The sequence below is a fragment of the Salinispira sp. genome (assembly GCF_059431795.1).
Genome location: NZ_JBXWXS010000033.1, coordinates 57,699 through 71,485, shown reverse-complemented (window position 1 = coordinate 71,485; position 13,787 = coordinate 57,699). Strand labels below are relative to the sequence as shown.

Here is a 13,787-nt window from a genome sequence, read left to right as displayed (position 1 = left end):
GATCAATAACTCGCATGATACATGTTTTTCCGCTGCTTCTTCTTCTCTGTTTCGCTCCCCAGAGTATCCATTCTCAGAATGCCGAAGATGGAGATGCAAATCTGCCTGGGCTGAGCCGGCAGGAGCTCCTCCAGATCCGCGAGATTGAGGCCCTTCTGGATGAAGAGGGACGGTTTCTGGCAGGCCCTCTGGAGATCCCCCGGGCGTCCGAGGTGGGAAAGATGCTTCCACAGGTTCTTGAGAGCCGGGGCATACCCCTGCGAATGTTTCCCCTCCGGGGAGAAGAGCCCTGGATGGATGATGTTGTGTTTTTTTACGATGATTACAGCTATCTCTACTGGTACGAGGACAGGGTTTGGCAGATCCGCTTTGATAACCGTTTTGCATCTCCCATTGCCGGAGTACGAATGGGAATGAACCTGGAAGAAGTGAGTTCCATTCTCGGTCCTCCCAGGTATATTGGAAATAATAGTCTCTATTTTGACCTGGTTGACCCAGGCTATCCTCTCAGGGCAAGATTTGTGTTCGATGATAATATCCTGAAGGATGTGTATATTTATCGGAGTGATTTTTAACCGGCTTCACCACAGCCGGGCGAATCCCGCATAAACAGGAAAAGCCATGTCGCGTATATGCCTGACCCTTTCCGGACCGGATGCAGGGGCAAACATCAGTGTTTCACAGAAATACCGAGGGCAGTATCAGGCTCTTGAGCTGAGAATCGATCTGCTGGATAATCCTCTTGAAGATGCCCGGGAATTTTTATGTTATCTGGGTGGGGATGCGGAGCTTCTGGAGCTGCTGCAAAACGATCCTTCAGTAATAATTACCCTTCGAAGAGTTGAGGACGGAGGTCGTTTTTCCGGAACTGTGGATGAGCAACGCAGGATTATTACTGATCTTCTTGAAGCTGTGGCGGAGAACGCTCCTGACGTCTGGATCCGCCTCGTACCTGTATTGGCTGTTGACCTGGAAGCCCAGAACGACCATTCTGAGCTTGCAGCTAAAATACGCGGCATGAATATGACCTGCATCCGTTCCCTCCATTACTTTTCGGAAACGCCGGAAAATATGTGCGGGCTTTTGGAAGAGTGTGCAGCCCGGGGAGATATTCCCAAGCTTGCGGTGATGCCGGCGGGGTTGCATGATCTCAGCCGGATTTTTCAGGAGGGACGGGAATTTGCCCGCCGGTATCCTGGGAAACGTTTTATTCTACTGGGTATGGGCGGGTTCGGTGTTCCCAGCAGAATAGTGCCGGAGAGGATCGGCAGTTATCTCAGCTTTTGTTCAGCCGGAAAAGGGGTTGCCCCCGGGCAGATGGACTGCCGGGAAATCAGTGGGAACTATCGGTATGGGAACATTACTGAAGATACTCCCCTGTTTGCCATTATCGGGAATCCGGTGTCCCACAGTCGAAGCCCGGAGACCCATAACCGGAAGTTCCGCCGGGATGGGCGGGATGCGCTCTACATTCCTTTACTTTGTGACGATACTTCCAGGCTGCCCGAATTTGCGGTCCATGCGAACCTCCTGGGTGCTTCTGTCACCGTGCCGCATAAAGAGTCCGTACGTGAAATTCTCCAGATTGAGGATTCGGCTGTGTCAGCAGTTGGAGCCTGCAACACAATACTTTATGAGTCCGGGAAGTGGAGGGGCATGAATACTGACGTAGACGGCTTCATTCAGCCCGTTCTCCCGCTGCTTCGGGAAATTCGTGATTCCCGGGGCGAAGTGCAGGCTGCGGTGATTGGTGCCGGGGGGGCAGCCAAGGCGGCAGTGTACGCTCTTCTAAGAGAGGGCTGCCAGGTGCTCATTCTTAATCGCAGTCCGGGCCGGGCCGCTGATCTTGCACAGCATTTTTCCATCGATTTTCCCGGGCAGCTGCGCAGTGGATCATTGGGACCGGAATCTGAAGACCTTCTCAGGGCATACCGCAGAATCATAGTTCAAACCACCAGTGTAGGTATGGCCCAGGGTCATGGAGGAGACCCCCTCTCCTTTTATGAATTTTCCGGGGATGAGGTTCTTTATGACATCATCTACACCCCGCCGGTGACCGACCTCATGAGACGGGCGGATCTGGCAGGCTGTAAAACCATGAACGGATGGGAAATGTTCCGGCTGCAGGCTGATCTTCAGGCTGATGCCTTTTCTCATGTGATTGACGGGTATGAGAAGTCTCCTGGGTAGACCGCTGATCTTTTAGCTTCTCGGTGTTTTCTGTTAGAGGTTTTCTATAGGGATATGCAGGGTTCTCTCCAAGGGATATTGTCCAGCAGGATATTCTCAAGGGGATATTTTACAGCCGGTTGAAGAGACTTCCTTTCAACCGGCGGATCAATTTGGCCTTGCTGACCGGTATTACCGTATCCTGCTCCGACGGTACCAGCTTTCCTTCCAGCAGATCGCTGCCCCTTCCGGGCTTTTTAATAATTCTTCCGGGGCGGATGAGCATGGGAATTTCGTCACCCGAACTGAAAAACTCCAGGAGGTCGTGATCGCCAAGTGCCATCTCTATGAGGCGTAATTTGGAATTATAATTCAGTCCCCGGGCTTCGGTGATATCCGGTCGGATAATCTTCGGGTCAATCTGCTTTTCATGAAAAATAAGATTGTTATCCACACGGAGGATCAATTCTTTCTCCGCATCCTCGCTGAGTCCCAGGCTCATGACATACTTTCTCAGAACTTCTTTTTTCTCATTTCTGCTTTCTGACGGATCGCCGGCTGATGTTTCAGTGTTTTGGCTGACAGTGGTGGAAGATACTTTGGTCCCTTCCGCCGATGGGGCGTAAGATGAGGCTTTGTGCCTTCCCGGCTGGAGCCCGTCATGCAGGTTCAGGGGTTCCGGTGAAGGAAAAAGCGGACCTTCCCCGGTTTCAATTCGATCCAGGAGCTGGGCAACACGGATTCCATTCTCTTCCAGAAGGTCGACCCAATCCAGGTTCTGCATGGGAAACAGGAAGTTGCCTCCTCCCAGATTGACTACATCCCCACGGGATTCACACAGGTGCTGAATAATTGCGGAACTGGATTCGCTGCTTTGAATCAGATACCCGGGGCGGATTTGAATGGACAGATATTCTCCAACCCAGCTTTCCAGGCTGAAGATGACGTTCTGGGGCAGATGGTGACCGCTGAGATTTTCCAGAGCTTCATGAATTTCCTCACCGGAGTATCCTGCGCTCATGGCACGGAATAGACTTTCCTTGGAAAGCTCAAAGCGGGAAACCATATCATACTGGGTGAGCCGGCTTGCTGCGGCAACGGCGCTTCTGTGGGCAAATGATCCCTTGGGCTGCATGGTGATGTGGTAGTCGCTTTGGATCACCACACCCGGCCCCTGTTCTGTCTCGTCGCCGGAAGCGAAAAGCTCTTCTAAAACAGGGTTTACCGTGACTTCGCTCTGATCGGGTATGAGTAAGTCCAGATCCTCCATGAGACGAATCATCAGTCTGGGGGAATATGGCAAACTGCTGCCGTCAAGTTCCAGATGGATAATCCTGGTTGCCGTCTCCCTGCTGTACGCCCTGCCCGGAGTGAACTTGCAGATACTCCGAAACAGAAACTCACCGGCGGTTTTCAGCTCTTGCTGAATAAGAAAGAGGGATTCATCACCAGGATCCAGCAGGCTGTGCTCCTGTTTCTGCAGACTCATGATGTATGCCGCCCAATAATAGACGTGGCGCTCGCTTATGGTGAGTTCGCTCCATTCTTTCCAGCGGTGAATTTCCCCCCGGACTTCCTGTTTCTGTTTGCGAATGAAGCCCAGAATTGAAAGGCTGAGGAAGAATCGCTCGAAACGACTGTAGGCTTCCTGTGGATCTTCCGGAAATAGTGCGGGAATCATATGTTCAAAGCGGGTATAGACGGCCTTTTTGAAGCTGCCGTCGGCCTTCAGCATGGAGGGGTTTTCAAGGATAAGGGGCAAAACCGCATGAATGAGGGTGTCGTTCAGCCATGGCAGAACCCGATAGTTAAGGCGGGCAGGCGTGGATGGAAAGAGATTTTGTCCGCCGAGCCCCCGTTTTTTCAGACCTTCAATCAAATAGGGGTTAAGAAGCAGTTCCCCCTGGTCGGGGTGCCGAAAAATTATAAGCCTGTCTTTCAGGTTCAAGAGTCGGCTGTACAGCTGCCCCGGATGTATTTTATTGCCGAAGAATGAGATGATAGAGTTGACATCGTCGCTGTTCAGCATGTTTACCGCTGAAATGAGCTCCATTTCATCTGAGCTGATGGAGTTGATAATTTTATTCCGATTTTCAGGATTCTGAAGAAACAGCACCAGGCGTTCAATAAGATCGTGCTTGTTGTACGGAGTAGGAAAGGGGCCGAGGTAATTTCTGATAACGTTGAAAAAAACCTCATCGCTGAGAGTGAAAAGAAACTGCTTCCAAATTTGTTCATGCTTTGCCATATGTTGTCCGTATACGCCTGAGTTTTCCCGTATCAGGCGTCCCACACCTCTAGAAGATATGAATATCCCTGCTCGGCAAGGAATTTTTGGCGGTTCATGCCGAATTCCTCCTCTACAGTATACCGTGAAATGATGCTGTAGAAATACGCTGACTGCTCTTTGGGCCGGAGAATTCTCCCCAGACGCTGGGCTTCTTCCTGGCGGGAGCCGAAACTGCCTGAGATCTGTATTGCAACCGAGGCATCCGGCAGGTCAATGGCAAAATTCGCCACCTTGGACACGATCAGTACCCGGATCTTACCGTCGCGGAATTCCTGGTAGAGTTCGTCTCTTCGGCTGTTGGGTGTTTTCCCGGTGATAATCGGGGCATCTATCCGCTTTCGTACCTCTTCCAGCTGTTCCAGGTACTGGCCGATGATGAGGATTTGATCCTGTGGATGGTGGTGAATGAGATAATCAAGAATATCGTATTTGCGGTCATTTTCACTGGCAATGCGGTACTTCTTCCGCTTATCTGCGGTGGCGTATTTCAACTGATCCTTTTCCGGCAGCTCCACCCGTATCTCCTTGCAAATCGCTTCGGAGATCCATCCCCTGCTTTCCAAATCTTTCCAGGGAACATCGAAGCGTTTGGGGCCTACAAGGGAGAATACTTCCGTTTCCTTTCCGTCTTCTCTCACCAGTGTTGCTGTGAGTCCCAGTCTGCGTACCGCCTGGATTTCTGCGGTTACCCGGAAGATGGGGGCGGGTAATAGATGAACTTCATCATAGATGATCAGTCCCCAGCTGCTTCTGGTTACCAGATCAAAATGGGGAAAGTCACCGTCAATTTCCGGCCGCCACACGAGAATCTGATAGGTTGCGATGGTTACTTTCCGGATTTCTTTCCGCTGGCCGCTGTACTCCCCTATGTCCTCTTCACTGAGGCTGGTCTTATCCAGCAGTTCACGCTTCCACTGGTGAACTGCGGATACATTGGGAGCAAGGATGAGGGTTTGAGTCTTCAGGCGGGACATCACCTCGATTCCCACAATGGTCTTTCCCCCTCCGCAGGGGAGAACCACCGTGCCGTAGCCCGTGCCCCCCTCCATGTTCCCCACAAAGGAATCTGCTGCCTGGAGCTGATAATCCCGGATCAGAAACTCTCGCCCCGATGAAGTGCGCTCCAGTTTTTCCACATCCAGAGGCTCACCCTCTTTCAGGGGAATGAGGTCATCTACCGGGTATCCGAGCTGAATAAGCTCCTGCTTAATGTTCCCTCTCTGCATGGGATGAAGGTAAAAAGATTGGTCGTTTTCCACCCTCCGGGGGAGGAGCAGTTTTTCCACGCTTTTCGTGTTCTCAATGATTTTGTAAATATAGGGGTCGTGTACCTGAAGTATGAGAAGTTTCCGGTCTCCCCCTGCATCCTCCTGGGATTCCCGGAGGGTGATAGTACCGTATCGGTCCATGATTTCCGAAATCTTGGTGCCCAGACCCGACGGCATGGGGTATCGGCTGTAGGAATCCAGTATCTTCAATACGCTGTCACTGCTGTAGCCGGCGGCTGCGGCATTCCACAGGGAGAGGGGAGTGAGACGGTAGGTGTGAATATGTTCCGGAGATTTTTCCAATTCCGCAAAAGAGGCGATATCTTTTCTGGCCTCTTCTGCCCGAGAATCGTGGAGGTCCAGAAGTATACTTTGATCTCCCTGAATTATAAGAGGGCTGCCTGCGCTGTTAAACATCATATCAGACTACCTGAAAATCACGGCAGGTTCAATTCGCCTAATGCAAGATATGCCATCAGGCCTGCGCCGGTGGCCAGCGCGGATTCATCCACCATCATATTGGGACTGTGCAGAGGCGCAGTCCAGCCCTTTTCGCTGTTGCCGATACCCAGATTATAAAAGCATCCGGGTATTTCCCTGTTGTAATACGCAAAGTCCTCGGCCCACATAACCAGGGGAAGCTCCACCACATGTTCTTCACCCAGGTATTCTTTGGCTCTTTCCATGTTTCTGAGGGTAAGGGCCTGATCGTTCTCCAGCACAGGATAACCGGGAACTATTTCCAGTTCACAGCTCCCTCCCATTCCGGAGGCAAGGGATTCTGAAATGTTCCGGATCTCATTCAGAGCACGTTCCCGCCATTCTTCGTTGACGGTTCTGAAGGTCCCTTCCAGACGCACCGATGCAGGAATTACATTCATTGCCCCCGGAGCATCCACTTTCCCGAAGCTGAGCACCGACGGGGTGGCGGGGTTGGCCATTCTGCTGACAACCTGTTGAAGGGCCACAATGATATGGCTGGCGATCAGGACAGGGTCCACCACGCTGTCGGGGGCGGCGGCATGGCCCCCTCTTCCATGGATAGTCATGTAAATTTCATCAGCACTGGCCATCATCAAACCGGGTCTGAACCCCACCGTCCCGGCAGGAAGGCCCGGGTTTACATGTTCTCCAAGAATGGAGTGCATATCTTTCAGGGCACCGGCGGCGATCATATCCTTGGCTCCTCCGGGACTCTTTTCTTCCGCCGGCTGGAATATCAGGGTGAGAACCCCGGAAAATTCATGTTGGAGCGACTGAAGGATAGATGCGGCACCCAGCAGTACGGCGCTGTGGGCGTCGTGACCGCAGGCATGCATGACCCCTTCCTTGGTGCTTTTGAACGGGATGGGGTTGGCCTCGGTAATAGGCAGGGCATCAATATCCGCCCGCAGCGCTAAATTCCGCGCCGGGGACTCTCTGTCTGCGGGTTTGGTCCCCCGGATTTCGGCGATGGTTCCGGTCTTAGCTTTCCGGTAATGGATCCCCATGGCATCCAGCTGGCTGCGGATATAATCCGCAGTCTCAAACTCCCGGTTGGAAAGTTCGGGCTGGGCATGAAGATGACGCCGGATTGTGAGGATCTGCCGTTCCGCTGCTGCGGCGGCATGTTGGATCGCCTGAATTAATTCTCTCATTTTTTGTCCCGTTGGTTTTTTCTTTTCCTTCTTCATAATCTAAGCGCTGGAGATTGAAGAGACAAGTTCATATACTGAAGTTAGAGTTGGATACGGATCCCCGGCTCAAGGCTGTGCACAACACAGCAATAACGGCAGGCAGATACCCGGAGGCAATATGCCCGATAAGCACAATGACACCAAAAGCTTTGTAATCGACACCAATGTTTTTATTCACCGTCCCGATGCCATCCTGAGCTTCAAGGACAACGAAATTGTTGTACCCCTCTGGGTGCTTGAAGAGTTGGATAAGCTGAAAACCTACAGTGATGAACGGGGGCGCAATGCCCGGCACGCAATCCGGTTTCTGGATGAAGCGAGCCGCCACGGAGATCTCTCCGAGGGAGTGAAGCTGGAAAACGGCAGTATCCTCCGGGTGAAACTCACGCACACAGAAAATGTGGGTTCGGGGATTCTTCAGGATAAAATGGATAATAAGATTATTCTTGCAGCCTACGAGCTCAAACAGGAAGGACGTCATGTCTTTTTTGTTTCCAAGGATATTAATGCTCGGGTCAAGGCTACTGCATTGGGCATTCGTGCAGTTGATTATGAAAAACAGAAAGTCAATGTGAAGAAGCTGTATACCGGGTATGGTCAGATAGAAAGCAGCATGGATACCCTCAGAAGTCTGGAGCAGGGCGGAGAGATCCCCTGGCACGAACAGCTTCCCCCGAACTTTTTCTTTCTCATGAAAAATTCCTCAGGGTCTGCGGAAGCGGCGGATGAGGTGATTTCCCGGTTTATTTCTTCAAGAGGGGTGTTGAAGCTGGTGGATTACAAGATGCCCGCAGTTGCGGGGGTGCGTCCCCTGAATCATGAACAACGGATGGCTCTTGATCTGCTCCTTGATCCTGAAGTGCAGCTGGTGAGCATGGTGGGAAAGGCGGGGACCGGAAAAACTCTCCTGGCCATTGCCGCAGGCTTAAAGCTCACCCTGGAGGAAAAACTGTACAGCCGTGTACTGGTAAGCCGTCCGGTAATACCCATGGGAAAAGACATCGGGTATCTTCCCGGAGCCAAGGATGAAAAACTCAGCCACTGGATGCAGCCGCTCTTTGACAATCTGGAATACATTCTCTCGGTGTATAAACGTCAAAACATTAAAAGCCTGGATCATCTGATGAACAGCAAGGTTATAGAGCTGGAAGCCCTCTCATATATCAGGGGAAGGAGTCTGCCGTCCCAATATATAATCATCGATGAAGCACAGAATTTGTCTCCCCATGAGATTAAGACTATTGTGAGCAGAGCGGGAGAGGGCAGTAAGGTGGTGCTCACCGGAGATCCGTATCAAATTGACAGTCCCTATCTGGACTCAAGCTCCAACGGTTTGAGCTATCTGGTTGAGGCGTTTAAATCCCAGGAGCTCTCCGGACATATTACCCTGGAGCGGTCTGAACGCAGCACTCTTGCTGAGTTGGCGGCAGAATTGCTCTAAGGGTCGACTGAGCTGCTCCATAGGGGTGGGAGATGGTCTCCTGACCCCTCCCCGGGGGAGCGGCTCCGGTTCACAACCTGCCGGAACCAAACGGTCTGCCGGGAAATTTGCAAATTTTCCTTTGGAATGATTCGCAACAAATCGGCACAACCGTTATACTTAAGAAGATGACTGGTAATGAGGAAGCTACAGTTCTGGATCTGGAAGAAATCGTAGACGAAAGTCTTTCGGAAATGGAACAACGTAGAAACAGATACAACCTAATACGTTTGGAAAAATCTCTCAAGAAACTCGATGAGCTTGAGAACGAGCTCGACGAATTCCTCGCCGGTAAGGAAATTTCCAGTTAATTCACAACCAACCTGCGCCGATAATGAGAAAGAAAATAGAAGAGTGGGGTAGGTGTTTTGAAATCTCGAATAATTCTAACACTGTTGCTTGCAGGCGCATGTATGACCCTCTGGGGAGAAGTGAACTTTTCCCGCCTGACAATCAACGGTTCCAATAGAACCCTTTTTACCGCAGAGGTGGATGCTCCTGAATACAGAAGCTATACCACGGCATTTACCGCACAAGTCACCGGTGACACGGGTCCGTGGGAGATGCAGCAGCTCAGCTTTTATCCCGAGCGTATCGATTATTTGGCAAGTTCCGGGCAGCTTCAGATTCACAACCGTTTCGGACTGTTTCGCTCCGATGCAAATTTGGAAGATATTACCCCCATGGATACATATGAGAGCTTCGTAGGGGGAACGGACATCCTTACGGGGAAAATCCATCCCGTGGATGTGAGTCCTGACGGCAGATATCTCATTCATTTCGAATCCACAAGCCCTGCTTTCGGTAATTTGGTGCTCACACTTCTGGCAGACAATTCCCGGACAGTGATAAGCCGTGACGTTGAACTCAATCTTGACCGGCTGCCGGTGAAATGGAGTCCCGAATCGGATTTTTTTATCTACCAGAAATCGGGAGAGCTGTATTATTTCAGCATTGATCAATTTGAAAGCGGAAGACTGCTCAGCGAAAATTTCCGCAGTATTGGTCCCGGAAGAATGGCCAATGTGAGCTGGGGTAATGAAAATGAACTGTATTATATCAGCGGTACACTTGTGTATCAGATTCTTGGAGTGGAGTTTTTCACCCGCTCCCTGTATCAGGAATTTTTAAAGATCGGTAGAATTGTGGGGAAAATTCCCTTCCGTTTCGATTCCAACTTCGATTCCTTCTGGATATCCCCCGACGGAAGTCAGGTGCTGCTGGATAAAGGGGGGAGAAATCTCTACCTGTATTTTCTGGAAACCGATGATTACGATGCAAGCTCCAGCCCCCTGGAGCTTCCGTATCTGTATATGCCCCGAAATGCGGGGGTTGAACAGGTGCTTTGGTCAAGCGATGGAATTGTAACCATTCTGCTTGAAGCGCTGTATGAGGGGAAAAGAAGCACCAGTCTTTACCGTCTGGATTTAAGCCGATCCAGCGATATCTACAGTTTTCAGCGTATGGAAGCATCCGATGTAAACGCCATGGTTATGAGTCCTGACGAGCAGCAAATAGCGCTCCTCCATGACAACGGAATTGAGATCCGTGATTATGCCGAATGGACCGAAGAGGATGACATTCAACATACACTGCCCCACCATCTTATCTATGTGAACAACAATGAAGTAATTGTTGCCGGGCGGGATATTATTGAGCGCCGCAATCTGAAAAGCGGTGAATCGAATTTTATCGCCTTTTCCCGGGTGGAGGAGATCGGCTACAGTTCATCCAACGGAGAAATCCTGGTGCGGGCAGGGGAAACCATTCAGGCATACGATCATGAAACCCGCCGCTGGTTCAGTCGCGACAGTTTTCAGAAAGACGAACCGGAGGTGGCTACCGAAGATTTCAGGGTGTACCTGGAGTCCCTCAGTTCAGGAAGCTACCGGAATATGATTATGGTGCGCCGGATGGCGCGAACCAGCAATTCGCCGGGTACGGTCAGCCTGTTTGATCCGCCGGTGAGGTCATACGAGCCCTTTCCCAGCCGTGAAGAGGAGGTGAGCTTTACCACCTTCAGGCACGGTTCCCGAATTCGCAGACGTGAAGTGTCTCTTGTGTTCAATGCCATAGATTCGGTGACCGGGCTTTCGGATATTCTTGCCACCTTGGATGAGTACGGGATCCGGGCTACGTTCTTTCTCAATGGTGATTTTATGCGACGGCACCCAGGAGCGGTTCGAGAGATAGCCAGAAGCGATCATGAAGTAGGCTCCCTTTTCAACATGTATTTTAATATGTCCGATTCACGCTTTCAGATCACCAGGGATTTTATCCGACAGGGGCTGGCAAAAAACGAAGATGCATATTTTGAAATGACCGGCGATGAACTGAGTTTGCTTTGGCATGCCCCCTATTATTACGTTAGTCCAGAGATAATAGATGCCGGGCAACAGATGAGCTATACATATATCGGAAGAGATGTGGACAGTCTTGACTGGGTGCCCACCCGTGATGATAATGGGATTTCGCGACTCTACTTCCCATCTGCACAACTCGTTGAACGCATCATAGAACAGAAAAAACCCGGATCAATTGTCTCTATGACAGTTGGCGAACCCGGGGACGATAGAGCCCATGGAGGAAGGGAGGATTATTTGTTTAATAATCTGGATATCCTCATCAATAATTTACTAGAACGTGGATATAGTATGGTACCGGTTTCCACGCTTATGGATCATGCGAAATAGACCGATAGTATTCATACATGAGAGGGGTGAATATAGATGCCGATGACTAATTACCAGACCAACGCGTACAAGGAAACGAAGGTCAAGACTGCCGGTCAGGGTCAGATCATCGTTATGCTTTACGATGAAGCAATCAAGCAGATTGGCTACGCGGTGAAACTCTTGGATGAAAACTCCAGGGAACTGGATAAGGTGAACAACGCCATCATGAAAGCCAGGGATATTATCACCGAGCTCATGGTTTCCCTTGATATGGAGCAGGGAGGAGAATTTGCCACCCGGATGTTTGCCGTGTATCAATGGTTCAGCGAACAGCTGATAGAGGCAAATTTGAAAAAGGAAACCCGACTCCTTAACCAGGTGAAGGATATGATGACGGAAATCCGTGAAGCCTGGAATCAGATAGCCGGAAAAACCAACGTAGAGGGAAGCGACGGCCGTTCAGGCGTCAATATAGCCGGGTAACCCGATGCTCTCCCCGGCACCAACAGAATGATACGCCCCCATCCCAGGCGTTCGGTAGCGGCAAAAAAAGGAGATCCCATGTCAGACAGCACACATACACTCAATTCGGTTCTGGAGATGGATGAGGATGAAATCCGACAGAGGGTGAATCTCCTGAAGCGCTTCCGGGGCATGCTGGAGATCCAGAGGGACCGTTTCCGGGATTATCTGAACGTTCTGGAAGTGCAGGAACATGCCATTGTTGAAGGAGATGCCGAAGCCCTTGAACTTCAAGCCAGTATGGAACAGCAGATCGTTCGGGAAATTTTGTCTGTTCAGAAGGTTATCAAACCCTTGGAAGGAATGTACGGCCGCATGTATCCCGGAAAAAAACCGGAGATTACCCGTTTGCAGAGCAGCCTTCAACATTTGCAATCTCAGGTACTGGAACGGAACCGCTTGAACCGGGAAATGCTGGCAAAACAGCGGGATGAACTTAAAGAGAAAATCCAGTCTCTGCGGCTTCCCAAGGGGCGAAAATCTGTGTATGCCGGAAACCGAACCCCCAGCATGGTGGACCTCTCAGCCTGACGCCGATCTTAGCGGTTTACCCCTTCCGTCGTACCTTCCTGCCCCTTTGCTCCCTTCTTGTACTTGTATCTCTCATGGCCCACCGGCACCGGAGTACTTGCAATGTCTCCGCGCTTCCCCGAAAATAGGGTAAGAGGCAAACAGAATGAACATCACGAAAAATGTGAAAGATCTGCTCTATGGAAACCGCCGGAATATGATGATTCCGGGTATGGTATTTACCCTGGGCGGGCTCGTACTCATGCTGTATTCCCCCGGCGGGAACGGGCTTTTCCTCTCGATCTCGCTGATAATTGCCGGGGTTCTTGGGCTGATCTACCCCCTTATATACCTGCGTCTGCCGGTGAAGCTTGGAATGGAATACGGAGTTCAGCTTTCCATCGGATTTCTCATGGTGTTCGCTGTCACATTCGCCGCAGGTTTTCTGCAGCCCGGCGCGGCGGGGGTGAGTCTTTATCTGACGCTCATGCTATCCGTGTTTCTCGCCGTTCACTTCAGTGACGGGATAACCGCAGTGTTGCATCTGTTGAGCTTCGGAACAATCACTCTCATTTTCGCTGCATCCGCGTATCCTCTCCTGCCTCTTCAGGTTCTCGCGTTTTTTCTCGCTGCAGGCGGTTCCGCAGCTGCGGGACTGCGGATTAACGCTCTTCAGCGGCAGTTGAGCGATACACGGCTTGAATTAATAGAGCAAGGCATTATTGACCCCCTTACAGATGTATATAACCGAAGATTCTTCATAGAAGAACTGGAGCGGAGTGTTCAGCGCCATAAACGCTACGGTCATAAATTCTGTCTTGCCGTCATTGATCTGGACCATTTCCGGGAAATTAACGATCAGTTCGGTCCCCAGGTTGGGGATTCAGTGCTGGAGTCCTATGCCTGGAAAATCCTCGACCTTCTGAGAGAGAGCGATGTGGTTTCCCGCTATGGTGGAGACTCGTTTATGGTAATTCTTTCGGAAGTGGATATGGATCAGGCGCTTCCGGTTATGGACCGTCTTCGAAGGTATTTCTCGGAGAATCCGTTTCAGGGAATAGAACGCCGGGTTACCTGCAGTATCGGGGTGGTTCCCGCCCAGCGTGAGCTGAACACTGGTCAGCTTCTCTACCAGGTTGAGCAGAAACTCCTTGAGGCGCGGCAGGCAGGCCGGGATGCAGTGAGCGCTTGATTAGA

At 51.0% G+C, this 13,787-nt stretch carries 11 protein-coding genes; 8 read left to right on the top strand and 3 right to left on the bottom strand.

What is annotated here, in order from left to right:
* Positions 1-14: 14 nt before the first annotated feature.
* Positions 15-575: a hypothetical protein gene (locus AC52PS_RS11515; protein ID WP_495563214.1), complete on the top strand. Its 561-nt coding sequence runs from the start codon at positions 15-17 to the stop codon at positions 573-575.
* A gap of 46 nt (positions 576-621) precedes the next feature.
* Positions 622-2,190, top strand: coding sequence for a type I 3-dehydroquinate dehydratase (locus AC52PS_RS11510; protein ID WP_495563213.1), 1,569 nt, complete (start codon positions 622-624; stop codon positions 2,188-2,190).
* Between the two features lie 109 nt (positions 2,191-2,299).
* Here the strand turns inward: AC52PS_RS11510 and AC52PS_RS11505 are convergent, their stop codons facing one another.
* The 3 genes from AC52PS_RS11505 to AC52PS_RS11495 are packed head-to-tail and all read right to left on the bottom strand — an operon-like array spanning position 2,300 to position 7,364.
* Positions 2,300-4,417 carry a helicase-associated domain-containing protein gene (locus AC52PS_RS11505; RefSeq protein ID WP_495563212.1) on the bottom strand — a complete coding sequence of 706 codons (2,118 nt, stop codon included), beginning with the start codon at positions 4,415-4,417 and terminating at the stop codon, positions 2,300-2,302.
* 32 nt (positions 4,418-4,449) lie between these two features.
* Complete coding sequence (locus AC52PS_RS11500) at positions 4,450-6,147, bottom strand: DNA repair helicase XPB (RefSeq protein ID WP_495563211.1); 1,698 nt, start codon at positions 6,145-6,147, stop codon at positions 4,450-4,452.
* Positions 6,148-6,164: 17 nt separating this feature from the next.
* Positions 6,165-7,364, bottom strand: coding sequence for a M20 metallopeptidase family protein (locus AC52PS_RS11495; protein WP_495563210.1), 1,200 nt, complete (start codon positions 7,362-7,364; stop codon positions 6,165-6,167).
* A gap of 157 nt (positions 7,365-7,521) precedes the next feature.
* On the opposite strand from AC52PS_RS11495, the gene AC52PS_RS11490 reads away from it, so the two are divergent.
* The 6 genes from AC52PS_RS11490 to AC52PS_RS11465 all read left to right on the top strand — a co-directional run bounded on the left by AC52PS_RS11490 (position 7,522) and on the right by AC52PS_RS11465 (position 13,782).
* Positions 7,522-8,844, top strand: a complete 1,323-nt coding sequence (locus AC52PS_RS11490; protein WP_495563209.1) for a PhoH family protein — start codon at positions 7,522-7,524, stop codon at positions 8,842-8,844.
* Positions 8,845-9,011: 167 nt separating this feature from the next.
* Complete coding sequence (locus AC52PS_RS11485) at positions 9,012-9,194, top strand: hypothetical protein (protein WP_495563208.1); 183 nt, start codon at positions 9,012-9,014, stop codon at positions 9,192-9,194.
* Between the two features lie 102 nt (positions 9,195-9,296).
* The gene (locus tag AC52PS_RS11480) at positions 9,297-11,576 is read left to right on the top strand and encodes a polysaccharide deacetylase family protein (RefSeq protein ID WP_495563207.1); all 2,280 of its coding nucleotides are present in this window, start codon (positions 9,297-9,299) and stop codon (positions 11,574-11,576) included.
* 36 nt (positions 11,577-11,612) lie between these two features.
* Complete coding sequence (fliS, locus tag AC52PS_RS11475; protein WP_495563206.1) at positions 11,613-12,041, top strand: flagellar export chaperone FliS; 429 nt, start codon at positions 11,613-11,615, stop codon at positions 12,039-12,041.
* A 78-nt stretch (positions 12,042-12,119) separates the two neighbouring features.
* The gene (locus AC52PS_RS11470) at positions 12,120-12,611 is read left to right on the top strand and encodes a hypothetical protein (protein WP_495563205.1); all 492 of its coding nucleotides are present in this window, start codon (positions 12,120-12,122) and stop codon (positions 12,609-12,611) included.
* A gap of 145 nt (positions 12,612-12,756) precedes the next feature.
* Entirely contained in the window at positions 12,757-13,782 is a 1,026-nt protein-coding gene (locus AC52PS_RS11465) for a GGDEF domain-containing protein (RefSeq protein ID WP_495563204.1), read from the top strand.
* Positions 13,783-13,787 lie beyond the last annotated feature (5 nt).

Excerpts from the sequence above, each read along its gene's own strand:
- AC52PS_RS11500 (WP_495563211.1), bottom strand. The coding sequence starts at position 6,147 with ATGATGTTTAACAGCGCAGGCAGCCCTCTTATAATTCAGGGAGATCAA.
- AC52PS_RS11510 (WP_495563213.1), top strand. The coding sequence starts at position 622 with ATGTCGCGTATATGCCTGACCCTTTCCGGACCGGATGCAGGGGCAAAC.
- AC52PS_RS11465 (WP_495563204.1), top strand. The coding sequence starts at position 12,757 with ATGAACATCACGAAAAATGTGAAAGATCTGCTCTATGGAAACCGCCGG.
- AC52PS_RS11515 (WP_495563214.1), top strand. The coding sequence starts at position 15 with ATGATACATGTTTTTCCGCTGCTTCTTCTTCTCTGTTTCGCTCCCCAG.
- AC52PS_RS11485 (WP_495563208.1), top strand. The coding sequence starts at position 9,012 with ATGACTGGTAATGAGGAAGCTACAGTTCTGGATCTGGAAGAAATCGTA.
- fliS (WP_495563206.1), top strand. The coding sequence starts at position 11,613 with ATGCCGATGACTAATTACCAGACCAACGCGTACAAGGAAACGAAGGTC.
- AC52PS_RS11505 (WP_495563212.1), bottom strand. The coding sequence starts at position 4,417 with ATGGCAAAGCATGAACAAATTTGGAAGCAGTTTCTTTTCACTCTCAGC.
- AC52PS_RS11490 (WP_495563209.1), top strand. The coding sequence starts at position 7,522 with ATGCCCGATAAGCACAATGACACCAAAAGCTTTGTAATCGACACCAAT.
- AC52PS_RS11480 (WP_495563207.1), top strand. The coding sequence starts at position 9,297 with ATGACCCTCTGGGGAGAAGTGAACTTTTCCCGCCTGACAATCAACGGT.
- AC52PS_RS11470 (WP_495563205.1), top strand. The coding sequence starts at position 12,120 with ATGTCAGACAGCACACATACACTCAATTCGGTTCTGGAGATGGATGAG.
- AC52PS_RS11495 (WP_495563210.1), bottom strand. The coding sequence starts at position 7,364 with ATGAGAGAATTAATTCAGGCGATCCAACATGCCGCCGCAGCAGCGGAA.